Below are 24,132 nucleotides of genomic sequence, written 5' to 3'. Positions count from 1 at the left end.
AGTTCTGAGCCCGATATTGTTTCGCGCTGCTCGGCCGTGGGTGTTACGGTCGTCGAAATCTTCGATGAGCCTGTGTGGCTCGCCCCGCGCTCGACGAGACCCACAGCGATGCCCTGCGACTTTCACGGCTGCACCCAGCCCGACCACCTCACGATCTACGGAATCGCACACTGCCCGGACGGCGCGCCGCATGTGATCCTGCGCTACTGCCGGGCTCACTACGAGGAGCGCCAGCAGCAGCCCCGGGCCTGCCTGGACTGCGCGTCGCCGCTGGTGTGGATCCACGATGGCGACGCGATCGACCGCTATGTCAGGGGCCTCGGCCCGCAGGTCAGCGGTCGGGCTGGCGCGAACGTGCCCCGCTACGAAGGCATCGCGCCGCCGCCCGAGCCCGTAGAAGACGACAGCGAGGCCCAGCTCGAGTCGCTCGGGCCCAGCGTCCACTCGTATCCGAGCCCGTATCGGAAAGGGAGTCCAAGCCCAGCCCCGCCGCCGGAGCAGGTCGAGCAAGAGCAGCATGAGGAGGAGGCCCGGGTCCGCAAGAAGGCCGTTCAAAAGCTCAAGTCCCAGCTCGCCGACGAGACCCCCGTGCACCTCACGGGCGCGGCGACCTGTCCCAAGGCGAGCCCGGCCACGCTGGTCGTCACGCTGGTATCGGAGACCCCGAAGACCTACGAGCTCGAGGGCCACCCGGGGATCTTGTCGGGCGGCTGGTGTGGCCGGATTGAATTCACGATCAAGGGCCAGACGATCACGCGAAAGGGCCTGATGAAGGTCGACGCGCCTGGCCGCACGTTCGGAGCTGGCATCAAGATGCAGCTGCTCGAGTCGGTCACGATCGACATTCGCGTGACACAGATCCACCACCAGGCAGAGTTCGCCGAGTCGAGCAAGACCGCCCAGGTCGTGGTGGATCCCGGCAAGAGCGTAGATGTCGCGGTCACGTTCGCGCCCAAGCCCCCGCGCCGGATCTTCCCCCGGTTTCTCGCCAAGGACGCCGAGGACAAGCACCATCCATTTCCGGCCGACCTCGACGTGGAGTTCTACTTCGACCCCAACGAGGCGGGCAACGAGTACGCGGAGATCCGAGCCGCGAAGACCGACGCCGACGGCAAGTGCATCGACGACGTCGACAAGCAGCCCGGCGTCCGCATGCTCTACCAGTACGAGCAGGTCGAGCCGCGGTTCCCGGCGGTCAAAGATCAAACGGCCCCGCGCAAGTGGCTGGTCGTCGCGACCCCGCTGGTCGATGGCTCCCAGCCCGAGCTGGTCGACGACGGCACGGATCCCGTCGAGGGCAAGGAGCGAATTCACCTGTTGCCCAAGCGGCCGTGGATCCCGACCTCGCGGCGATGGACGGTGCCAGACAAGCACCCCGTAAATGGCAAGGGGGTCGCGCAAAAGCACATCGACATCACCGACGGGCTGGACGTCGGCACCAACGACGCGCCGATCGACTACATCCTCGACGTCACCCACGGCATCTACATCAATGAAAAGCGGATTGATCACGTCGTCGTATTGATGCTCGAGAACCGCGGCTTCGATCACTTCATGGGGTTTCTGTACGAGGGCAGCGATCAGCCCAAGCACCACGTGCCGCCGCTGCGCGATCTGCAGGGCAAGCATCGGGATCTCGGCGCGTTCCGGGGCCTCGCTGGGCGCAACCTCGACGAGCTGTCGAATCGCTTCGACTACGACTATCACACCGAGACCAAGGACCGGCTGCGGCGCGTCACCAGGCACCCACAGCACATCGAAGGGGTCATCGCCCCCAAGCGGGGCGCGCGGGCCAGCAACATTCCAACCACCAACCCGCACGAGGACTTCATTCACATCTTCCAGGACATGTACGGGCTCGACGTCGTGCCTGACCTCGAGGACATGAAGACCAGGGACCGGCGCGAGGCTCGGGTCAAAGAAGGCGGCCAGTACAAGGTCCCGGCCATGAACGGCTGGGCCCAGAACTTCTGTGATGGGATTCGCCACCACCGCGGCGAAGAGACCACCGTGCTCACCCGCGAGCTGGTCTCGGAGGTCCTCGACATGTACGTGCCCGAGCAGATCCCGGTCATGAGCGGGCTCGCGCGCCACTACGCCGTGTCGGATCTCTGGTTTTGCTCGGTCCCGAGCCAGACCAACACCAACCGGGCGTTCTGGGCCGCTGGCACCGCGGCCGGGCTGGTCACCAACAACTTCTACGACGCGTTCAAGGACAGCTGGGATCCGCGGGCGATCCTGGTCGAGCACCAGGGCCTCAAGCTGTGGTCGGAGCAGCACGGCTCGCACTCCGACCGCCTGCCGCAGGGCACCCGCACGATGTTCGACATCCTCGAGGAGGACGGGATCGACTGGAAGTACTACTGGGAGGCGGCGTGGCCACCCGGCGGGCTTGGCCAGTACTTCCGCGTGGCCTTCGAGCAATTCTCGGGCAAGAAATTCGACGCGCACTTCCCCAAGCTCGACGCCTTCAAGTCCGACGCCGCGGCCGGCTCGCTCCCGGACGTCACTTATATCGAGCCAACCTGGGGCGGCGGCACCCACTGGGAGAACAAGCTGCGCGGCGTGGGCAACGAGTTTCACCCGGTCGCCGACATGTTCCCGAGCGAGTTCTATGTGCGCTCGATCTACGAGGCGCTGAGCCAGGGTCCCGCGTGGGACAAGACCTTGCTCGTCATCACCTTCGACGAGAACGGCGGAACCTATGACTCGTACCCGCCGTGGGAGGCCAAGCCGACCGGCCGCGAGCCCGCCAACGAAGATGATCGACAGTTTGGGTTTGGCTTCGATCTATATGGTGTGCGGGTGCCAACGCTGATCATTGGCAAGTACGTCAAGCCGCAGACGATCTTTCGCTCGAACACCGCGGTGCCCTACGATCACACCTCGATCATTGCGACGATCCTCAACTGGCAGGGCATCGACCCCGAGGCGTGGGAGCTGGGGGTTCGCGTGGCCGAGGCGCCAACCTTCGAGGCGGTGCTCGACGGTGACGGCGCGGTCGAGGACGAGCGCAAGAACGAGGCGCTCGGGCTGGCGGCGTTCAACACGGCACGCAAGGCCCGCCAGGACAGCCTCGCGTATGACGAGCCGCTGGTGCTCCGCTACATCGGCAATCGCTGGCCGTACAACGCGGAGTTCGACGCGACGCCCCGCTACATTGGGGATCCAACGGTCTACGGGTCGTTTCTGGGCAAGGGCGGGTGGTGGTATCCGATCGTGACCGACAAGGCCCACGCGCTGACGTTCAAGCTCTCGGCGCCAGGTGCCAGTGGCGAGGTCAAGGCCGGGCAGCCGCTCAAGATCATCGTCGCGGCGGACTACGGGACCAGGAAGGTCACTGACTACGGGCTCGCGGTGCCGTCGTCTCCCGGCATGGGGACAGGGCTCGCGTCGACGGTGTATCTGTTCGACGGGCCGCTCGCCAAGCAGAGCGGGTTTGTGGTCTGGCCCATGAACGATCGCGTCGCCGACGGGCCGCTGTTCCCGGGTGAGGATCTGCTGATCTTTCCCGAGCGGTACCTGCCCGAGAACATCAAGACCGGGGCCTGGGTCTACGATCCGTATCAGAAGCTGTCGGTTCAAGAGGGGTTCGTGAAGTGGCGGGCGGGGCAGTGGGACATCTGGCAGCTCGAGCGCTGAGCTGTGTGAATCGGAGATCTCGGCTCGTACGCTGGATGCGCGGTGGCGCTGCGATCTCGGCGCCATTGCGGCGGGACAAGTTTGCGGGCGGCCGAGGCTTGTGTCGCTTCAGCGGGGTAACAAAGTGATTTCGAGAGCATCCAATGTCCCGGCTTTTAGCAGCGTTCATCGCCGTGTGTGTCGCGGGTGTCGGAGGCACCATCGCCGTGCGTGCAGCGCTCGACGGCGGCTGGGTTTGGTCGGGCATGGTGGTCGTGTTGTCGATCGCCGCGCTGTTTGAGTGGTGGAGGCAACGCGGGCGTGGTCCGGATGTCGCGGATGCGGCCGACAACATGCTGGTGCTGCTGTTGATCGCGATGACGGTGCTCGGTCTCCGGTAGGAGGTGGATCCGGGGGGGCCGGCGGGGTGATTGTTCGGGCGCGATTGTGTGTGGGTCCGGCGGGGCAGCGCGCACGGGCTGGACGGGGTCCCAGCCCGAAGATTGGCTGAAGATCGGGGGCCGATTCCTTGGGGATCGGAGCTGACTTCGGTGCGGCGGTTACTTCGCTCATCTAGCCGCCGCGCCAGAACGTTCGGGCTGGGACCCCGTCCGGCCTGTTGTGCGCTCGACGTTTGCGGAGGGGGGCGCCGCTTGCCGACATGCGGTCGGCGGGGACGGGGCGCGTGCTCGAGATGGTGGGGGCGCGTACCAAGGTGGTGGTGACGGACCTGCAAGGGGGTCAGAAGCCCGGTTGGGGCTCTGGCCGCGCGCGGGTGAGTGGGGCTATGCTCGCGCCGATGCCAGAGTCCATCGTGTCGCCGATCGACGGCCAGGTCGCCTATGAGTTCGAGTACCTCGACGAGAAGGCGGCGTTTGCTGCGGTCGAGCAGGCCCACGTCGCGCAGGGGCAGTGGCGCAGCACGAGCGTCGAGGAGCGCGCGCGGCTGTGTCTGGACATGCTCACGGCGTTCGAGGCCAACCTCGACCAGTACACCCGCGAGATCAGCACGATGATGGGCAAGCCGCTGGCCGAGGCGCAGGGCGAGGCCCGGACCATGCGTGGGCGCGTCGAGGCGCTGATCCAGCTGGCGCCCGCGGCCCTGGCTGACGAGCTGCTTCCGGAGCTGCAGGGCCTGCGGCGGGTCATTCGTCATGAGCCGGTCGGGGTGGTGCTCGACATCGCGGCGTGGAACTACCCGTTGGTGGTGCCGATCAACGTGGTCGCGGCGGCGGTGCTGGCCGGGGACGCGGTGCTGATCAAGCACTCGCCCCAGACGGCGCTGTGTGGGCGCCAGCTGGCGCAGAGCTTTGCGACGGCTGGGGCGCCCAATGGGTTGGTCACCGATTTCATGTGCACTCACGAGACGGTGGCGCGGGTGCTCGACGGTCGGCGGGTGAACCATGTCTCGTTCACTGGGTCGGTCCGCGGGGGGCACGAGGTCTACCGGGCCGCGGCCGCGCGGAGCTTCGCTGGCGTCGCGCTCGAGCTTGGCGGCAAGGATCCGGCGCTGGTTCTGCCTGACTGCGACTTTGAGTTCACCGTGCCGAACCTGGTCGAGGGGGCGTTCTACAACGCCGGTCAGAGCTGCTGCGCGGTCGAGCGGATCTATGTGCACGAGGAGATCTTCGAACGCTTCGTGGAGGCCTACGTCGCCGAGACCTACGCGCTGAAGCTCGGCGATCCGCTGGCTGAGGGCACGACCCTGGGGCCGGTCGTCGACGCGCGCGCGGCCGAGCGGGTCGGGCGTCAGGTTCGAGATGCGATCGCGGCTGGGGCCCGGCCGCTGATCGACGCGAGCAGGTTCGAGGTCCCGGATCGGTCGCCTTGCTACCTGGCGCCGCAGGTGCTCGTCGACGTGGATCACTCGATGGCCGTGATGCGCGACGAGACCTTCGGGCCGGCGATCGGGCTGATCAAAGTTCGCGATCATGCGCACGCGGTCGAGCTCATGAACGACTCGCCCTACGGCTTGACCGCGTCGATCTGGTCGCGCGACGACGAGCGGGTCGAGCAGCTCGCCGACGCGCTCGACGCCGGGACCGTGTTTCAGAACCGATGCGACTTCCTGGATCCGGAGCTGCCGTGGGTCGGCGTGAAGGACTCGGGGCACGGGGTCTCGCTCTCGCACTTGGGCCTGCGCAGCTTGACCCGGCCCAAGAGCCTCCACTTTCGCCGGCGCTAGAGAAACTTTGCCGCGGGTGGGGTATGCACATGGGCCCCTCACCCTCGGCAGGCGGACCCACACCATGCACTTCCAGGACGTCGATCAACTCACCAGCTTTCTCGACGAAGAGTCGATCCGCTTTCACAAGGTCGGCGTGTTCGACATGGACGGCGTGTTCCGGGGCAAGTACATGGACCGCGACAAGTTCGAGTCGTCGCTGCGCAAGGGGTTCGGGTTCTGCGACGTGGTCCTGGGCTGGGACAGCAACGATCAGCTGTTCGACAACACCGAGGTCTCGGGCTGGCACACGGGGTACCGCGACGCGCCGGTCTCGCTGGATCTGAGCACGGTCCGCAAGATCCCGTTCGAGGACGACACGATCCTGGTCATCGCCCAGTTTGACGGCGACTACGAGGCGGTGTGTCCGCGGCGGCTGTTGGGGCGCAGCATCGCCAAGGCCAAGTCCATGGGCTTTGGGGTCCGCGCGGCGCTCGAGTACGAGTTCTTCATGTTCAAGGAGACGCCCGAGAGCGCGCGGGCGAAGGGCTATCGGGACCTCGAGCCGCTGACGCCGGGCATGTTTGGCTATTCGATGCTGCGCTCGGGCGTGCACGCCGAGCTGTATCACGAGCTGCTCGAGAGCATGGAGCTGCTCGAGTGCCCGATCGAGGGGCTGCACACCGAGACCGGTCCGGGCGTGATCGAGGCCGCGCTGCGTCACGACGAGGCGCTGGCGGCCGCTGACAAGGGCGCGCTGTTCAAGACCTTCACCAAGATCCTCGCCCAGCGCATGGGGCTGATGGCGACCTTCATGTCGAAGTGGAGCAACGAGTACCCGGGTCAGAGCGGGCACATCCACATCTCGCTCGAAGATCACGAGACCAAGCACAACGTGTTCTACGCTGGCGATGATCCTGACGGGCTGTCGCAGACGATGCGCTGGTTCATGGGCGGCCAGGTGACGCTGCTGCCCGAGCTGCTGCCGATGATCTGCTCGACGGTCAACGCCTACCGGCGCCTGGTGCCAGGCATGTGGGCGCCGACCCACGCCAACTGGGGGATCGAGAACCGCACGACCGCGATGCGAGCGATCCCCGGCGGACCCAACAGCACGCGCAGTGAGTGTCGGGTTGGGCCCGCGGACGCCAACCCCTACCTGGCCCTGGGGGCGGCCCTGGCGAGCGGGCTGTGGGGGATCGAGAACAAAGTCGAGCCGCCGCCCGTGATCGTCGGCAGCGCGTACGCGAACCCCAGCGACGCTGGCGTGCCGCTGCCGGGGACCCTGGGAGAGGCCACTCGCAAGTTCAGCGCGTCCAAGGTCGCGCGCGAGCTGTTTGGCGACGCGTTCGTGGATCACTTCGCGGCCACGCGTGACTGGGAAGATCGCCTGGCGCGAAAGCACGTGACGGACTGGGATCTGGCTCGCTATTTCGAGATCATCTAGGCGCGGGTCAGCACCATGAGCACCAACGAATCGGTCGGCAACTTCAACTACCCCACCCCTTACCGGATCGGTCGGGGTCGCATCCGCGAGCTCCCCGATGCGTGTCGGGCCCTGGGGATCAAGCGCCCGTTGATCGTCACCGATCCGGGCATCGTCAGCCTGCCGTGGTTCGCGGAGATCGAGCGCAACCTGTCGCGCCCGGCGGACCTCAGCTGCAAGGTGTTCTCCAAGGTCCAGCCCAACCCGACCGGCGACGACGTCCGCGCAGGGGTCACGGCCTACCGCATGCACATCGCGGATGGCCTGGTGTTGGTCGGCGGCGGCTCGGCGCTCGACGTTGGCAAGTGCATCGCGCTGATGGTCGACAACAAGGGCACGGTGTTCGACTACGAGGACGTCGGCGACAACTGGACCCGCGTCGACGCCAGCAAGATGCCGCCCAAGATCGCGGTGCCGACCACCGCGGGCACCGGCTCCGAGGTTGGCCGCGCCTCGGTGATCGTCAACGAGCAGCATCAAAAGAAGGTCATCTTTCACCCGCGCATGCTCCCGGAGCTGGTCATCGCGGATCCGGTGCTGACCTTCGGGCTGCCCCCCAAGCTGACCGCCGCGACCGGCATGGACGCGTTCGCGCACTGCTTCGAGGCGTTCTGCGCCCCCGGCTACCACCCGATGGCCGACGGCATCGCGCTCGAGGGCATGCGGCTGATCAAGAACAATCTGCTCACAGTCTACGAGCAGCCGCAACACCTCGAGGGGCGCACGAATATGCTGATGGCCGCGACCATGGGCGCGACGGCGTTTCAGAAGGGCCTGGGCCTGGTCCACGCGCTCAGCCACCCGCTGGGCGGCGCGACCAACGTGCACCATGGCACCGCCAACGCGATCTTCTTGCCCTACGTGATGATGTTCAACCGCAAGGCGATCAGCGAGAAGATGGACCAGCTCGCGCGGGTGTTGGAGATCCCGACCGCGAGCAACGGGTTCGACGCGGTGCTGGGTTGGATGATCGAGCTGCGCCGAGCGTTGGACCTGCCGCACACGCTCGAGAGCGTGGATGGCTTCTCCGAGTCAATGGCGGCGCGCCTGGCCCCGCTGGCGGTCGCGGATCCGACGATGGGCGGCAACCCGATCCCCGCCAACGAGCGGGACTGCGAGCGGCTGTTCATCAAGGCGCTCGAGGGCGATCTCTCCGCCTGAAGGTTCGGGGCCCGGAGTCGGGCCAGCCTTCGCCGTAATCACCCGTCGCAAGCACAGCCCGCGGGCTTCGTGCAATTCGACGACGCGGCGATACACGCGTCACCGCAGGCCTTGCCTTTCTTGCAGACCCGGCAGCACTCACCCGCAGCGCGGGTGTCTCGCTCGCTCGCCTCGACCTCTGTCGCCCCGGCGCGGTCGTTCGGGCGTTGCGTCTGCGGCAGCGCGGGGATCAACCCGGCGTTGCATGCCTCGAGCGCCCCGCGGACCGCGGCGGCCTCGGCCTCGTTCATGCCGAGCTGCCAGCGCTGCTTGATCGCCACCCACTCGCGCACGTAGGTGCAGCGATAGTCCTCACTGGTCGGCAGCCACGCCTCGGGTCCCTTGTCGCCCTTGGAGCGATTTGCGGTGTGGTCGACGGCGATCAGGTGCTCGGCGTGGTCGAGGTCGTTGGCGTAGCGGCGGCGCTGGTCTGTCGTCCACGTCGCGCCTCCGCTGCGGTGAGCGTTGGCGAGCGGGACGAGGTGGTCGACGTCGAGCAGGTGGACCTCGCTGACGATCTTGCCCGAGTAGGGACACTGCCAGCGGCCGGTTGCGACCTCGCAGCTGCGGTCTTCCTCGAAGACGATCGGCTCGTAGGACTCGGCGATCAGCACCTCGGTGCGGGTGTCCTGGCAGTCGCGGTCGGCGTCGATCCACTGCGGCCAGTCCCCGCGCTCGTAGGCGCTAGCTGGCGCTGGCACGCGCAGCTCTGCAGGCACGACAGCGCCCTCGATTAGCAGCGCCTCGGCGACGGTCGGACTCGGCGCGGGCGGTTCCGGTCGCGTTGTGGTTGGATCGCAGGCTGCGACGGTGAGCAACGCGACGGCGAGCCCGCGAGTGGTGAGCATCACCGATCCTATCTCGGCGCCGCGGCGACGGCAGCTCCGAAGTCACGGTGCCCGCTCACCGGGCCGTGCGCGAGAGCCAGCGGCCCCCCGCGAGCCCATACCCAACCGCAAACACAAACAGCGCGACATACCCCAGCGCAGCCTGATGCAGCAGCCGGTCAAACCCCAGATTGATCATCGCCGCCAGCGCGTAGGCCGAGCCAACCACGCTCGACAGCGTGCTGAGCCCATAGCTGATCGAGACCGTCTGGGCCCGGTCCTGGTCGATCAAGCACGAGACGAGATGCGGATAAAACAGCCCGAGCACGACCCCGAGCGGCGCAATCGCGACAGTCGCCAGCACCAGCTTGAGCGCGACCGGAAGGTGCAGCAGGTTGCCAACCATCGCGTCGAGCACCACGGTCACCAGCACGACCGCGGCCGCGGCCAGCCCCGCCAGCACCCGGGTGTCGTGCAGCCGCACGAGCCGGGGATAGATCGCGCTCCCGACCCCAGAGGTCAGCAAGAACAGCGACAGCACCGCGGCCATGCTCAGCAGCGGCTGCGTCAAGAACAGCTCGAGCTTGGCCATGATCGCGACCTCGCAGAGCATGAAGCAAAACCCGGTCAACAACAGGTACAGCAGCACGGGAGCAGGCGCCCGCGACTCGCGGCGCAGCGAGGCCACGCCAATGAACACGACCGCGATCATCGACAGCACGACCACGGTCGTGACCTTGATCCAGGTCACGTACCACGCCAGCGACTCGCGCTGCTCGGCGGTCGGGATCAGCTTGTAGTTGGGCAGATCCAGGTCGCGCATGAACGGGCGATCGTCGGTGAAGACGTCGTCGTGGATGTCGCCCTCGATCAGCTCGCGGTACACGGCCGTGCGCTTGTAGCCCTCGCGCGGGAGGTAGCGAATGTGGCGGGCACGCCTGGCGTGGTTGGCACTCACGAACGCGATCGCACGATCGAGCTCCTCCTGCGTAAAGCCGTCCGGCGCGATGATCATGTCATCGTTGGAGTGCCGCGAGTCGACGATGATGACCTTGTCCTGAAAGTCGGGAATGCCCCGCCGCTCGAACACATGCCGCATGTTCGAGATCCGCTTGTTGAGCGGCTGGTGGTCAAACACGATCAACCCGCCGGGCGCGAGCAGGTCCAGGTAAGTCTCGTAGGCTTCGATGGTGTCGAGGTACTTGGTGGTGTGCCCGGTGACCGCGGTCGTCGCGGCGTTGGAGCCCATGTAGATCAGGTCGTACTTGGTCCCGGGCGGCCGCGTGGTCAGGAAATGCCGGCCCTCGTCGATGACCAGATCAATGTGATCGTTGTCGAGAAACTCGGCGATCCGGTGGTTCTTCAGCTGCGGCGTCTCGCGTCCGAGCTGCTCGACCAGGCCGTTGAGCTCGACGCCTGTGATCGGGGTGTCCCCGCCGGAGAACCGGTCGAGCGCGATCATCTCGGCGCCAGTCCCCGCGAACATGACGAGCATGTTGGTTGGCTGGCGCCCCAGCACCCACGGGGCCTCGCGGCCCTCGAATTGCTTGGGCACCGCGGGCTTGTTGACCGGCTTGTAGCGCCACACCCGGACCGCGCTGCGCGAGTTGTTGTGGATGATCGTGTGGCTCTTCTTGCCCTTGCTGCTGGTGACCTCGACGACCGCCACGCGCGAGTGCTCGTTCCAACCGTGGGCGATCTCCTCGGTCGCCCCAATCCCGTCGAAGCTGGCGTAGTCGACGCTGCTGTCGGCCCACGCGATCAAGCGCTCGGCCCCGCCAGCGAACACGACGATCGCGACGGCGGCGATCAGCTTCGAGCGCGCGCTGTCCAGCGACAGCACCAGCGGCACGAACGACAGGACGATCAGCACGACGATGACGGTCGGCAGCCCGCCAAAGTGAAACGCGACTGGCGTCATCGCGCAGGCCAGCGCGGCGCCGAGCAGGTCGGCGGCGTAGATCGAGCCAATGTCGTCACGCCGCAGCTGGTAGATCGAGGTGAGGATGCGCCCGAAGCTGTGAAACGGGAGCAGCATGACGACCACGAAGATCGCGGTCTTCTTGGCCAGATACCCCAGGTGCCCGACTGTCGCGTTGGTCGCGGTCACCGGCATCACCCAGCTGAAGAACAAGAACGCAAACAGCAGGCCGCCGACGCACAGCCCAACCAAGACCGCGAGCGCCCGCCGCAGCGAGAACCGCTCGATCGAGCCCGGGACCAGGTGGACGTGCAGGCTGCCCAGCGCGAGCCCCAAGAACGCGATCGGCAGGGCCAAATACGCGTTGTCGGCTCCCAGGTGAAAGTCGACGAGCCGCGCGAGCACCAGCTCGAACATCAAGCAACACAGCGCGGTCGCGAACACCAACCCGCGATAGTTGGAGGGCTGACGATCTGTGGATGGTTCGCTCGATTGGGCGTGCATGGGAGGGCAAGTCGGCCTATCCCGGCACCCTACCCCAAGTCGTCAGGCCAGCAGCGGGCCAAAGCGAGCGCGATATGCGGCAAAGTACTCGTCGATGACGTCCTCGGTCAGACCAAAGTCATCGAGCGAGTACTGGTGGCGGCCGAGCTTGTGTTGACGGTTGCGATCGAGCCACTCGCCCGCCTCTTCGACAGCGACCCCGGTCGCGTCGAAGCCCAGCTGGGTGCCCAGCTCACGCAGCACGGCGCCGGGCGAGGCGACCAGCTCACGGTAGGACAGATCGATGAACCGCGCCGCGGGCAGCTTCTGGCGGGCTTGCTCGAGCGCCTTGAGCCCGTGATCGAGGATGTACAGGCAGAACCGCCCGATCTCGGCGGTGCGTCGGGGCGAGTCGGTGTCGACGCTCTGCAGGCTCTCGCACAAGCTCGCAAACGAGGGCACGACCTGGGCCGGCTCGCGATGCAGATGGATGATCGTCGCGTCCGGGTACACGGCCAGCAACGCCTCGGTGTGCCACATGTGAAACGGATCTTTGAGCGCCAGCCGGGGCAGATCGCCCTGGGTGCGCTGGCGTCGGTGCAAGAGCGCCCGCAGCCAGCGTTGGTGGTCGGCGTAGGCCGGCCGCATGTCACAGGTGCTCAAGAACTGCACGTAGCCCGGCACGTACCAGGTGAACGCGTTGGCCATGGTCGAGAAGCTCTTGCGCAGCAGCAGGTTGCACTGGTCGGGCCACTCGGGGTCCATGGGGTGGATGCTGCGAAAGCTGGGCGCGGCCGCGTAGAGCTCGTCGATCGTCGCGCGGGTCTCATCGCGCTGACGCTGGGCCCACTCGTGGTCGTTGGCGTCGGCGGGGGCGACCGGCGAGCGCAGCTGCCACATCGGCGGCGCCCACAGCCCGTCGACCCGGGCGAGCAGGTTGTGAAGCAGCGTCGTGCCGGTCCGCGGGAACCCGGTGATCACGATCGGGCGCGACACGGGCAGCGAGGTGATCGAGGGCTCCCGACGCTCGAGCTCGGCCAGCGCGACGCGATCACCAAGCAGCCCGACGAGCCGCTCGTGGGTCCGCGCCAGCCCGGCCGGGGACAGCCGGGCCTCCTGCGTCAGCGCCTTGGTCAGGGCCGCGAGCGCGGGCGCGAACCACTCCTCGAGCGGCGCGTCGACGGCCAGGCGCTGGGCGGCGGCGCCGAGGAGTTGCTGCGCGTCGAGGGAGAGGGGCACGCCAAACTATACCGGACCCGCTGCGGACCGAGGGTATGCTGCAGCGTGCTCGCGGCGACATGGGTCTGGGCTGCGATCACGTTCGCGCCGCCAGACGCTCCGGACCGATCGAACCAGCTCGAGCAACCGGACCACTCGATCGCGGGCGGGACCCTTCAGGTCTCGCCGCTCGGTGTCGCGGTCCCGGGGTTCGGCGCGAGCGACGACTCGCGCGTGTTCAATCGCGCGGTGACGGCCGGGTATCGGTGGGGGTTCTCGGTCGGGATCGCGCTCGAGCCCGTCGAGCACCTGCTGATCAGCGTCAACGCGGGCCTCAGCCAGAGCATCTGGATCTTCGACAACGACGCCCCCGAGTTCGAGCTGTGCTTCGCCAACGACTGCTACGCGACGAGCGAGCGCGGGCTCGGCCAGCTGCTCCGAATTGGTCCCGAGCTCCGCGTGGGCTGGACCAGCCGATGGTGGATGGCGTGGGCGTTGGGGGGTGCCCACGTCGGCCTCTCACGGGTGCGCTTTTACTGCGACACCAGCCTTCAAGCGCGCTGCGACGACCCGCGCCAGACCGACGTGGGGGCGGGGCTCAGCGGCGGCCTGGGGCTGGCGATCAGACCGCTGCCCCGCTTCGCGATCGGGCTCGAGAGCGCGGTCGTGCACACTTGGCTCGATCGTCGAGACGATCCGTTTCAAGCCGCGCGCGCGTGGGAGCTCGGCCTGATCACCGTTATCGGATTTTGAGCGCAGACGCGTGATAATGTCGGGCGATGTCAGTCACCCGAGATCGCTGGATGACGCGCGTGAGCGCGCTGGCCTGTACCGCCGCGCTGGGACTGGGCGCGTGCCAGAGCCACGGCAAGAAGGACGAGGGCGGGAACGCGGAGGCCGGCGACGCTGGCTCGCCAGACGGGCGCAGCGCCCCGGCCAAGGACGACCGAATCCCCGCGATCTCGGGTTCAGCCGTGGGCCTGCAGCCGGGCTACCTAGAGGGCGCGCTGATGTCTGCGAGCTGGCGAGCGGGTGCGATGCAGGAGGTGCTGCAGTCGCTGCCGATGTCGCCGCGCGAGGCCAAGGACCTGGCCGAGATCGGCATGGTGCTCGGCGCCGACCCGCGAGTGGACGACGTGCTCGCCCACCTCGGCATCGATCCCAACGCGCGGATCAGCATGTCCGCGCGCCCGGTCGTGACCTGGGTCGCCGAGCTTCAACAGGCGGTCGCAACCGACAGCCCGGCGCTGCGAGAGCTGCGGGAGCACGCGCGGGGCGGGCACCACGAGTACGACGATGTCATCGAGGAGATCCCAAGCCAGCAGATCGAGCCCGTGCCCACGCCCGAGCCCGCGGTCGTGCCGTTGTCGCCGGCCGCCGTGGCGCTCGATCGCAAGGCCAAGAGCCTCGGGATGCACGTGCGGGTGCACGTGCCGATCGCCTCGCCCGGAAAGCTCGATCATCTGATCAGCCTCACCAACCAGCAGCTTCAGAGCCCCAAGTGGGCGACCACCTGCGCGGCGCTCGGTCCGGTCCGCGCGTGCGGAGGTCAGAGCGACGGCGTCGTGGTCCTGCGCGACGTGCCGGGGGGTCTGCAAGTCGACTTGCTGTTGGCCTTCACCGGTGACTACGAGCACCCCGACGATGAATTTCGGCGCGCCGCGATCCAGCAGGCTCTGGCCGCTCCCGCGGTGAGCGCTGCGCCGACGCTCGCGGCCCTGCGTGGGGACGGCGTGCTGCTGGTCGACGGGCCCAACACAGTCACGCTCCTGCAAGCGGCCGCGCTCAGCAGGGCGGTGCGGAGCCTGACCGACGACTACGACGATGGCGAGTGGGCTCAGCATCTTCGTGAGCGCAGTGACGTGATCACGCGCCTGCACGAGACCGAGCGCATGTTCGAAGGCGTGAGCGTCGAGCTGCAGCTCGATGGCGACAGCGCGGTCGCAACGGGCAAGTGGCTGCCGACCGCGCTCGGCCGCCAGCGCATGGCCGAGGTGTTCGAGCTGACCAAGATCGACGCCGACGTGCCCAGCGTCGCCGCGCTGTGTGATGGCGCGCTAATCTGCGGCCGCAGCCGCGGACTCCCCGATCGCAAGCGCTTCGCCAGCTTGGCGACCGGCATCTACGCCGACCCCGAGCTGCTCCAGCGCAGCTTGGATCGTCACGAGAACGACGGCGCCGCCGTGCTGTTCCTCGAGACCTGGCCGAACGCGATCGGGACCCTCGCGCGGCTCCCCGGCAACACCATCAAGCCGCCCGAGTCGTTCGTGGTTCAGAACGTGATCGACGTGACCTCGCGGGTGCTTGGGGCCGGGTTCTCGATCCGCTCGCTGCACGAAGCGCGGCACACGGTCACCGGCGACTGGGTTGGCTACGCGCGCATGAGCGCCGCGGATCTCTCGGCCGTCACCGGGTTCTTGCAAATGGTCGACTCGCGCCTGTCGCCCGCGTCGATCCCCGAGGTCCCCGGTCGCGTCGAGTTCACGCCGATCCCCGACAATGAGGTGCCCGGCAATTTTTATGCGATCTACGATCCCTCGGCCGCGACCGGCGACTGGGGCTGGGCTGCCCTCGCCGATAGCGATGATCGGGTCCGGTGGCTGGCCGGGCTCGCGCATGACGACGGCGCGGCGCCGCTGCTCTACCTCGAGATCGGGGATCTGTGGCGGCTCGTCGCGTCGTTCGACGAGGGCCGGCGCGAGCTCGGGTTTGCGCAGAGCTGGCTGTCGCGCCGTTGGGTGCGGGGGCAGGTCAACCTGGGTGAGGGCGGCGCCCCCGAGGTCCGCATGGCGATGGGCAAGCTCGATTGAGCAGGGTCTCGCTGCTGGCGGCGTCGATGGCCCTGCTCGGGGCGCTCGGGTGTCGCCGCGCGCCGCCGCAACCCGAACCACAGACCGAGACCGGGCGAGCGACGGTCGTCGAGGCGCCCACGTCCGACGAGGCGCTGAGCGGCTATCTCGACGGCGCGGTGATCGACGCCAGCTACGACACGATCACGCTCGCGCGCCTGCTCCGATCGCTGCCGCGCCCCAGCCCGACCCCGTCGCCGCTGGTCAGCGTGTTTGGCGGGCTGGTCGACCACTTCTCAGCGCGCGGCGACGCTCGGCTCGACGCGATCGGGTTGCAGCAGGACGCCCGGATCCGGCTGTCGATCCGACCCCTCGACGGTCGCGCGGCCGCAGTCCGCAAGCTGCTCGGTGAGCTCGAGAGCGATGGAGCGCCCGCGCCGGAGTTGGTCACGCAATTGTCGAGTCAGGGGCGCACCTTGGGTGTCCACCTGCGGGCCTCGCTGCCGACGAGTGATCGCGCCCGGCTGTTGCGGGTGCTCGAGCGGCTCACGATCGGCGATGACGACGTCGGCGACTGGGCCCAGGCCTGCGAGACGCTGGACCGCGTGGCGCTGTGCTCGGGGCGACCGCGGCTGTTGGTGTGGGCCCGCAGCGAGGGTGAGGATCGGCTGCGCGTCGACGGGATCTATCTGTTCTACGCAGGGGCCGAGCCCGCGGATCTGGCCCGGGCGATCGAGCGGGCCGACACCTGGCCGACCGCCGCCGCCGCGCCCGAGTACCCAAACGATCCGGTCGAGCACGATCGTGCGCCGATCCAGGTCCTCGTTCACGCTGGCCCCACGCTCGCGCTGCTCGAGGCCGAGGCGCTCGCTGACGCCGTCGTCCGAGCTGGCGCAGACACGCTCGACTATCACGAATACCTGGATCTCGAGCGGGCGCTGAAGGACAGCTACCCGCAAGCGCGCGTGTTCGAGGGCGTGGGCATGAACATGGACTACGCGGACGACCGACTGAGCATCGACGTGCGCTGGATCGCTGCCGAGCGTCCGCCCGCGCCGCTGCCCGAGCTGTTCGCACCGATCATCGAGCGCGGCGCGCTGCCGGTCACCCACGGGGACTGCGAGGCCGCCCAGGCGTGCGTGCGGATCGGCGGGCTATCCATGGTCACTCGGTTTGCGCCCCTGGCAGACGGGCCGTTCGCGGACACCGTGGGCGCGGCGCGAGTGCTGCGACACGCGGGAGATCGCGGCTTGGTCATGCTGGGGCTGTGCTCGTGGCCGAACTTACTGGGCACCGCGGGCGTGATGGCGCAGTCGAGTGAGGGCATGATCGGCCGGGCTCAATCGGCGCTGCTCAACGACAGCTACGGACTCGGGCTGATGCTGCTCGAGCTCGGCGACGATCCCAGCGCCAGCGTGGGTGAGCGGTGGGTCGGCTACCTGCGAGCTGGACCCGGCGTGCTGACGGCGATCCGTCCGGTGCTCACGCTCGCTGGGTCCTCGCCCGAGGCGGTCGAGCTACCGGGCGTCGAGGCCAGCGTCGAGCGTGGGCTCTATGAGGAGGTCGCGGTGTATCTCGTGGACGAGGCCGCCCGCCGCGGTGGCCATGGTGCGTGGATGATCGCGGCCGACGCGGACGAGCGGGTTGGGTGGCTGCTCGAGACCCCGCGGGATGACCCGAGTGAGCATGAGATCGAGCCGCTGTGGCTGCTGCGCGTCGCCGCGCTCGGCCCGCTCGCCGCCCGCGAAGACGTGCCCTACGCGGATGATCCACCGGTTCGAAAGTGGCTCGATCGTCGCAGCCTCGAGCTGCGCGGCCGGTTCACGCCGAGTGGACCCCAGCTCGAGCTTCAGCTCGAGTCGCGCTAGACCGCGCGAGTCGGCTCGCTCTCGGGATCGTAGATCTCGACCCGATCCCGCCCATTTCGCTTGGCAATATAGAGCGCCGCATCAGCGGCCTCCACCAGCGCAATCGCGCTCGGCTCCAACAGCATCGAGAGATCCGCCACGCCCAGCGACACCGTGATCTCGACATCGCGGCCAGCCAGCTTGAACGGCTTGCCGCCGACCAGTTCCTTGATCCGGTGAGCTGCCCGCGCGGCCCGCAATGCGTCGACGTCGCGGCAGATCAAGACAAACTCCTCGCCACCGTAGCGCGCAAAGATGTCCTCTGAGCGGGTCGTCCCCTGCACGCGCTCGGCCAGGTCCCGCAGGACCGCGTCTCCGGCCGGGTGGCCCAGCTCGTCGTTCACGTTCTTGAAGAAGTCGACGTCGAAGATCACCAGCGACAGCGGCTTGCCGTGGCGCAGCGCGAACGCGACGTCGCTCTCGAGCCGGTTGTTGAAGTACCCGCGGTTGAACACGCCGGTCAGGCGGTCGCGCAGCGCCGACTCGTACAAGCTGCGCTGAAAATCCTCGTCGATGTCGTCGTTGTAGGTGAAGCGCAGCACGCTGCTGGCCCCGATCTGGATCTTGTCGCCCTCTTGCAGCGGGTAGCGATCGACGCGCTCCCCGTTGGCGAAGGTCCCGTTGGTCGAGCCCGCGTCGGACAGGTAGTGCTCGCCGGCGTCGAACTCGATCTGCGCGTGGGCGCGCGAGATCCCCTCGTCGTTGATGCGCACGTCGGCGTGCAGACCCCGACCGATCGATGTGCGGCCGTCGTTGAGCTGAAACATCTCGCCCATGCGATCGCCAGCGAGCACGACCACGAACGCCCGCTTGATCCCCTGCTGTTTATTCTGGGGGAGGTCCTCCGAATCCAGCACGACGGTCGACTTCGACATTCGGTCGACGATCCTAGGTGGGACGTCGCCTGGATCGCAAGCCTGGCTTTCGCCGCGCGGGCACGAGCACAGCGGAGATCACGCTCAGCGGTCTCCAAACTCCGCTCAGACCCACTCAGGCCGCCGACACGGACAATCGGCCGAGCCGGCCCGCCCCGCGCCCGGCCCCCGACCGATCAAGCCAGGTCTTCGCCAGCCCGCGCTCGCGCGGCCCGCTGATCGATCCAGTCGGCGATCGCCGCCAGCGGTCGCCCGGCCGCCGCGAAGGCGCTGGCGATCTCCCGACACTCGTCGGTCAGCTCGCGGATCCGCACCGCCGCCGCGTCGCGCAGCGCCGGCTGGTCGTTGTCGAGGATGTCGTCTGCGTGCTGAAAGGCCACGCCGAACGCGAGGCCATAGCGCTCGAGCTTGGCGACGACGTCGAGATTCGCGCCGCCCGAGAGCGCCCCGAGCCCGCCCGCGGCCGCGAACAGCCCCCCGGTCTTGAGCGCGTGGACCTGCTCGAGCAGGTCGAGCGCGGGGATGTCCTGGCCGACCTGAAGATCCAGCCCCTGACCCCCGACCATGCCGTCGATCCCGGCGTGGCGCGCGAGCATGGTGACCGCGTGGGCCACGAGCGCGCGCGGGATCCCCCGCTCGCCGGACACCAGCACCCGGAACGCCTCGGTCAGCAGCGCGTCGCCCACCAGGATCGCGTTGCCTTCGCCAAATTCGACGTGGACCGTGGGCTTGCCCCGGCGCTCGATGTCATTGTCCATCGCCGGCAGGTCGTCGTGGACCAGCGAGTAGGCGTGGATCATCTCGAGCGCGCAGCCGGCCGGGAGCGCGTCCGAGACCTGACCGCCGACCGCCTCACACGCGGCGATCGTCAGCAGCGGGCGCATGCGCTTGCCGCCGAGCAGCACGCCGTAGCGCATGGCTTCGCGCAGGCGCCCGGGATCTTGGCGGGGCGCGGGCTCCGGCAGCGCGGCGGCCAGGGCGTCGTTGACCGCCGCTTGGCGTTCGGCGAAGTAGGCGTCGAGATCGAAGGTAGTCATGGCCTCACTCTGGTTGCTGATCATCGTCGTGATCGTGATCGTGGTCGGCGTAGTCCTGCTCGTTGGCGAACGGCGCGACGCGATCGTCGGCGAGCAGGATCTCGATGCGCTGCTCGACCGAGGCCAGCAGCTGCTCGCCGTCTCGGACCAGCCTCACGCCCTCTTCGAACCGCGCCAGCGCCTGCTCGAGGGGCAGCTCGCCGGTCTCGAGCTCGCGCACGACCTCGTCGAGCCGACCCAGCAGCGCCTCGGCGCTCACTCCGGCACCCGGGGCCGCGTCCGCGTCCGACTTGGGACGCTTGCGCGGCGCCTTGGAGGTCTTGCCTGGGCCCGCCATCTTCGCGGGGTGTACCGACGCCCGCTGGCGTCGTCAACGGCGTCTCAGTCGATCCCGCGCGGGGTGTGACCTGCCACCCCCTCTGGCTTGTGTTCGCCGTGGCCAGCATGTACCGAAGCCCGTTGGTCGAGCGCCGCGAGCCGCGAGCCACGACGGTGGTCGCGGTTGCCGAGCCCCGCCCGCCGGTATAGCCTGCCCCCGCGATGGAGGCTGCAACGGACGAGCGTGACGTGGACGAGCTCATGGGGCAGTTCCACGAGTACCTCAGCAAGAAGCAGCTCAAGTCCACGCGCCAGCGGGACATCATCGCCCGGCAATTTTTTTCGGCCGACGGGCACCTGTCGATCGAAGAGCTGCTCAGCCTCGCGCGCGAACAGAACCCACGGATCGGCTACGCCACCGTGTACCGCACGCTCAAGCTGCTGACAGAGTGCGGGCTCGCGGCCCAGCGCCGGTTTGGTGAGGGCCAGGCGATCTACGAGACCGCCGGCGACACCCAGCACCACGACCACCTGATCTGCCTCGAGTGTGATCACGTGCTCGAGTTCACCAACGACGACATCGAGCGGCTGCAAGATCAGGTCGCGCGCAGCTTTGGGTTCAACCTGGTGCGGCACAAGCTCGAGCTGTACGGGATGTGCCCCAAGGCGCGCGGGATCAAGGGCGGGTCGTGCCCGCGCGAAGAAGAAGAAGCCCGCGACTCGGCCTGAGCGCGGTCAACGGCTACCGGGCTGACAGGTCTGGCTCTCGACGTGAAACTCGACCCGCCGATTCTGGTGGCGATGGCCCGCGCTGTCGTTGGGCACCAGCGGCTGTGAGCTGCCGTGCCCAACGCTCGACAGCCGACTCGCCAGCACGCCGTGCGCGACCAGCCAGTCCACGACCGCGTCCGCGCGCGCCTGACTCAAGCGTAGATTTTGCTGAGCGCCGCCGACGTCGTCCGTGTTGCCCTCGACCCGCAGCAGCTCGATCTCGGGCTGCGTGGCCAGCACCCGCACGACCGCCAGCAACAGGTCTTCGTCGTCCTCACCGATGACCGCGCTGCCCGTCCTAAACTCGATCTTCTCACCCAGGCGAACCTGACAGTCAGCGACCTCGACCTGGGGCGGCAGGTGTGGGTGCAGCTGAAACTGAAACGACAGGTCCTCGCTCTGGGCGATCATGTTCGGCGTCGTGAAGTCCATGCGAGCCTCGAGCGAGCTGAGCAGCCCCGTGTCGACCACCACCGACCACGGCGCCACATCGAGGCCCACGCCACTGTCGTGGTAGGACCACGCGACGAACTCGGAGCAGATCATCTTGGCTCGGCCACCAACGACGAAGGTCACGAACGTTCGCGTCGCCCAGCCACCAAGGTTGCCCGCCACGCGCTCCCACCACGACTGCGAGCCGTCGAGCCGGACCTCGTCAGCGTTGGAGATGGCCGCGATGCTGCCGATCGCCGCGAGCTGCCCCCACGAGTAGGGTACGCGCCCGTACTTCGACAGCTCGACCACCAGGTCCTGCTGCTTGGGCGTGATCCCATCGCGGCGATACACGTCCAAGGTCGTGCAATCGTCGATCGTGTCCGCGAGCGTGTGCGTGACCAACCCCTCGCGGAGCATCTCCGCTGTCTGGTCATTGCCCAGATACAGGGCGACGTGCGAGTACCACGGCCGCCCGAGCGGATTGGGCTGGCCGAGCTGCCTGCGCTCCGCCGCCAGGATCCACGGGCTGATAACCGTGTTTCCCTGACACAACAGCACATCGCCCGGGCGCAGTCGATGATCTCGCAGCGGGTACTCCGTCCCACCCACGATCCGCACCGCCGTCGGCGCAAACCCGGGAGCGGTCGCCGCGAGGTAGACATCGGCGTCCCGCTTCACCCGGACCCTGAATCGCGCGAGCCCGTCCGAGCCGGTGCTCGCCTCGGCGCGCTGACCCGCTGCGAGCCGCACGGACCCGTTGAACCCGCTCAGCGTAATCGGGATCACCCGACCGTCGGGCACGGGTCCATGCAGACCAATTTCAACATTCACGACCACGCTCGGGAGCGCGTGAATGACCGATTGTGCCGGTTGCAGCTGCGGCCGAATCTCTATGCTGGTCCACTGCGAGGCCTCCGCGTCGGCGGGGTTGAGCAGCACGGGGCCGGACCCCTCGGGCTGCCCGCCCACATACCAGGCATCGTAGATCCCCTGGGGCAGCTGCGGGACCTCGAATCCTATGACGTTGCCGGCCGGACTCGGGAGCAACACCGGCTCGATCGTCCAGACCTGCGCGTCTGGGGCTGCAGCGCCGGCTTCCGCGTGAGGCTTGATCTGAATGTTCTCGGGAACCTGTGCATCTGGACGGGGGAACGACATTACGCTCCCCGGGGGCACCGACGCGACGACGAGCGGCTCGCCGTCGATCCCCGTCACCTGTGGAATCCCAAAGTCCTGTCCAGGCAGCGGCACCGGACCGTCCACGAAGATCGGAGCGTAGCGCGGGCTCGGCAGCGCAGGTCCAGCGGCTCCGTGGCAACCTGTCTCGACCGCGACGGTGAGCAGCAAGCCAAGGATGATCGGCTGTCGCTTCATCTGCGGCGAGTGTACAGTGTGTCAGCTCGGCGTTCGCTCGCGCGGAGTGCGAGGCCGCGCGCGGTTCGTAGTTGCCACGCGCGTCGTCGCCGATCCGCCAGCTTGATTGGGGGCGCGATACTCCTGTTCGCGCTTATGTGGACACAAAGACCGCCCGCGAATTCAACGCAGATACTTGCCGCACCGCGGATCGCCGTCTTCCACGTCCGCCTTCGAGGCCCCGGTCGCCGGGTACACCTCGCGGTCACACAGCGCCGCGAACACGTCGAGGATCCACGCGGCCTGCTCCGCGGCGGTCAGCCCGTCGGGCACCTGCGGACCCATCAGGCTGCCGGGGTGCCCGACCAGCAGCTTGAACCAGCCCTCGTACGCTTTTTGGCGTGCGAAGCTTCCGAGCGTGTACTCGCCGTCGTCGAACAGATACACAGTGCCGTCCACGCCGTGGCACTGGGCGCAGGTGCTCGCGTAGGCCGCGTGACCGGCCTGAACGTCGCCGCCCGGCAACAGGGTGTAGGAGCTGGGTGCCGTGGCGGACAGCGCCCAGATCTCGGAGGCGCGCGGCAACTGGCCAGTGCGCATGGCGAGGACGAAGGCGGCCATGTCGTCGATCTGGTCGGCGCGCAGAACATCGCCGTAGGCCGGAAGGCCGTCGCCGCCGCCCTCGAACCACGTGACCAGCTCGGCGTGCGAGCGGGGTAGCGCCAGGAGGTTAGTCGACAGCGCGTAGGACTTGTCGGCGTAGCCGGGGCCGTAGATGCCCTCGGTGCCCCGGAGATCCCAGCCGAAGAAGTTCTTGAGCCGGTAGTCGTGCCCCTCATCGTTGGGGAACGCCGCGCCGTTTACGTCGGCGAGCGTACCGTCGCCGAATGGGCCGCCCTCGCTGCCCGGGGTGAACATGCCTTCGAAGCTGGAGTCAGCGTACCACTTGTCGAACAGCCGACCTCCCCGTGCGAGGTCGTACTCGGACAGCTCGGTGCTTGGATCGGTGTTGGCCATCTCGTCGTCCGCGTCCGCGCAGGCGGCCAGGAGCGAGCATGCCAGGAGTGCGTGCAGTTTTTTCATTGCTGGATCCTCATTGAAGATTTGCGACAGCAAGTGTCAATTGGGTCATGACACATTGTCTTCCGCAATAGCACCCACTGAGCCCGAGCGAAACCATGCCCGTCAGCGCCAGCCTGAAGCCGACGCCGCATACCTTGCTCACCGACATCCCCAGCATTTGCTGCTTGGTGTATGCAATAGATACGGGGCCAAGCCGGCTGAATCCGCCGCACGTCGCTGCACCAACCAGCATATTGTGCGCCCGTTCGACAATGCTCGGCGAGCCAGCGCCCGGCTTGCTCGAGATCATCGATGCTGGCGTAGCCGCATGGACGTGGCCTGTGGCTCATGCGAACTCTCATGGACGATATTTTACTGACACGCCGCCCCGAAGGAGGTACATCTGTTATCCTGCAAGTTCGCTTCCCCACTGAGACCGTCATGAAAATTGAGATACGAACCAACGGCAACGTCACTATCCTTGGGCATGCGCGGCAAGCTCACCATCGGAGAGGGCGACATTACCCTACGTCGGACCGTCGCAGATGCCCACGAGTCGGGCGCTTCGAATATCCTGCTCAACATGGCGGACGTGACCTACATCGACTCCTCCAGAATCGGAGAACTTGTGAGCTGCCTCATCCTAGCAACTGGCGGGGGGGAAA

The 24,132-nt window shown here is 67.7% G+C and carries 18 protein-coding genes; 9 read left to right on the top strand and 9 right to left on the bottom strand.

Annotation, left to right across the window (positions count from 1 at the left end; all coding sequences use genetic code 11):
* The first annotated feature begins 108 nt into the window (after positions 1-108).
* The 5 genes from ENSA7_RS42170 (at position 109) to ENSA7_RS09300 (ending at position 8,432) form a co-directional block, all read left to right on the top strand.
* Positions 109-3,642: an alkaline phosphatase family protein gene (locus ENSA7_RS42170; protein WP_146157509.1), complete on the top strand. Its 3,534-nt coding sequence runs from the start codon at positions 109-111 to the stop codon at positions 3,640-3,642.
* Positions 3,643-3,848: 206 nt separating this feature from the next.
* A complete protein-coding gene (locus tag ENSA7_RS43425; RefSeq protein ID WP_181233535.1) occupies positions 3,849-4,022 on the top strand; it encodes a hypothetical protein in 174 nt (57 codons plus the stop codon).
* Between the two features lie 398 nt (positions 4,023-4,420).
* On the top strand, positions 4,421-5,806 hold the full coding sequence (locus ENSA7_RS09310) for an aldehyde dehydrogenase family protein (protein WP_181233533.1): 1,386 nt from the start codon (positions 4,421-4,423) through the stop codon (positions 5,804-5,806).
* Positions 5,807-5,870: 64 nt separating this feature from the next.
* Complete coding sequence (locus ENSA7_RS09305) at positions 5,871-7,232, top strand: glutamine synthetase family protein (RefSeq protein WP_106088863.1); 1,362 nt, start codon at positions 5,871-5,873, stop codon at positions 7,230-7,232.
* Between the two features lie 15 nt (positions 7,233-7,247).
* Positions 7,248-8,432, top strand: a complete 1,185-nt coding sequence (locus ENSA7_RS09300; protein ID WP_106088862.1) for an iron-containing alcohol dehydrogenase — start codon at positions 7,248-7,250, stop codon at positions 8,430-8,432.
* 38 nt (positions 8,433-8,470) lie between these two features.
* Here ENSA7_RS09300 and ENSA7_RS09295 read toward each other — a convergent pair whose 3' ends face one another.
* From ENSA7_RS09295 to ENSA7_RS09285, 3 genes are read right to left on the bottom strand one after another with little or no spacing between them, the layout of a single operon-like run.
* A complete protein-coding gene (locus ENSA7_RS09295; RefSeq protein WP_106088861.1) occupies positions 8,471-9,319 on the bottom strand; it encodes an HNH endonuclease family protein in 849 nt (282 codons plus the stop codon).
* 55 nt (positions 9,320-9,374) lie between these two features.
* Complete coding sequence (locus ENSA7_RS09290; protein ID WP_146157508.1) at positions 9,375-11,723, bottom strand: spermidine synthase family protein; 2,349 nt, start codon at positions 11,721-11,723, stop codon at positions 9,375-9,377.
* Positions 11,724-11,765: 42 nt separating this feature from the next.
* Positions 11,766-12,941, bottom strand: coding sequence for a sulfotransferase family protein (locus ENSA7_RS09285; protein WP_106088859.1), 1,176 nt, complete (start codon positions 12,939-12,941; stop codon positions 11,766-11,768).
* Between the two features lie 45 nt (positions 12,942-12,986).
* On the opposite strand from ENSA7_RS09285, the gene ENSA7_RS09280 reads away from it, so the two are divergent.
* Genes ENSA7_RS09280 through ENSA7_RS09270 form a run of 3 tightly spaced genes read left to right on the top strand, consistent with a single transcriptional unit; the run spans position 12,987 to position 17,577 of the window.
* A complete protein-coding gene (locus ENSA7_RS09280) occupies positions 12,987-13,673 on the top strand; it encodes a hypothetical protein (protein ID WP_106088858.1) in 687 nt (228 codons plus the stop codon).
* A gap of 26 nt (positions 13,674-13,699) precedes the next feature.
* On the top strand, positions 13,700-15,730 hold the full coding sequence (locus ENSA7_RS09275) for a hypothetical protein (RefSeq protein ID WP_146157507.1): 2,031 nt from the start codon (positions 13,700-13,702) through the stop codon (positions 15,728-15,730).
* Complete coding sequence (locus ENSA7_RS09270; protein ID WP_106088856.1) at positions 15,727-17,577, top strand: hypothetical protein; 1,851 nt, start codon at positions 15,727-15,729, stop codon at positions 17,575-17,577. Before ENSA7_RS09275 ends, ENSA7_RS09270 begins: the two co-directional genes overlap by 4 nt.
* On the opposite strand, the gene ENSA7_RS09265 is transcribed toward ENSA7_RS09270, so the two are convergent.
* The 3 genes from ENSA7_RS09265 to xseB all read right to left on the bottom strand — a co-directional run bounded on the left by ENSA7_RS09265 (position 17,574) and on the right by xseB (position 19,865).
* Positions 17,574-18,491, bottom strand: a complete 918-nt coding sequence (locus ENSA7_RS09265) for a GGDEF domain-containing protein (RefSeq protein WP_106088855.1) — start codon at positions 18,489-18,491, stop codon at positions 17,574-17,576. The genes ENSA7_RS09270 and ENSA7_RS09265 overlap by 4 nt on opposite strands.
* A gap of 176 nt (positions 18,492-18,667) precedes the next feature.
* Positions 18,668-19,528, bottom strand: a complete 861-nt coding sequence (locus ENSA7_RS09260; protein WP_181233531.1) for a polyprenyl synthetase family protein — start codon at positions 19,526-19,528, stop codon at positions 18,668-18,670.
* A 4-nt stretch (positions 19,529-19,532) separates the two neighbouring features.
* A complete protein-coding gene (xseB, locus tag ENSA7_RS09255) occupies positions 19,533-19,865 on the bottom strand; it encodes an exodeoxyribonuclease VII small subunit (protein ID WP_106088853.1) in 333 nt (110 codons plus the stop codon).
* A 203-nt stretch (positions 19,866-20,068) separates the two neighbouring features.
* Here xseB and ENSA7_RS09250 point away from each other — a divergent pair, with 203 nt between their 5' ends.
* Positions 20,069-20,575: a Fur family transcriptional regulator gene (locus tag ENSA7_RS09250; RefSeq protein WP_106088852.1), complete on the top strand. Its 507-nt coding sequence runs from the start codon at positions 20,069-20,071 to the stop codon at positions 20,573-20,575.
* Between the two features lie 6 nt (positions 20,576-20,581).
* Here the strand turns inward: ENSA7_RS09250 and ENSA7_RS09245 are convergent, their stop codons facing one another.
* The 3 genes from ENSA7_RS09245 to ENSA7_RS42165 form a co-directional block, all read right to left on the bottom strand.
* Entirely contained in the window at positions 20,582-22,426 is a 1,845-nt protein-coding gene (locus tag ENSA7_RS09245) for an OmpA family protein (RefSeq protein ID WP_106088851.1), read from the bottom strand.
* A gap of 162 nt (positions 22,427-22,588) precedes the next feature.
* Complete coding sequence (locus tag ENSA7_RS09240) at positions 22,589-23,488, bottom strand: c-type cytochrome (protein WP_106088850.1); 900 nt, start codon at positions 23,486-23,488, stop codon at positions 22,589-22,591.
* 10 nt (positions 23,489-23,498) lie between these two features.
* A complete protein-coding gene (locus ENSA7_RS42165) occupies positions 23,499-23,777 on the bottom strand; it encodes a hypothetical protein (protein ID WP_146157506.1) in 279 nt (92 codons plus the stop codon).
* Between the last annotated feature and the right edge of the window lie 355 nt (positions 23,778-24,132).

It is taken from the genome of Enhygromyxa salina (genome assembly GCF_002994635.1).
In the GTDB taxonomy this organism is placed as follows: domain Bacteria; phylum Myxococcota_A; class Polyangia; order Nannocystales; family Nannocystaceae; genus Plesiocystis; species Plesiocystis salina_B.
The sequence above is the reverse complement of the archived record's forward strand: the minus strand, read 5'-3'. Positions and strand labels throughout refer to the sequence as shown.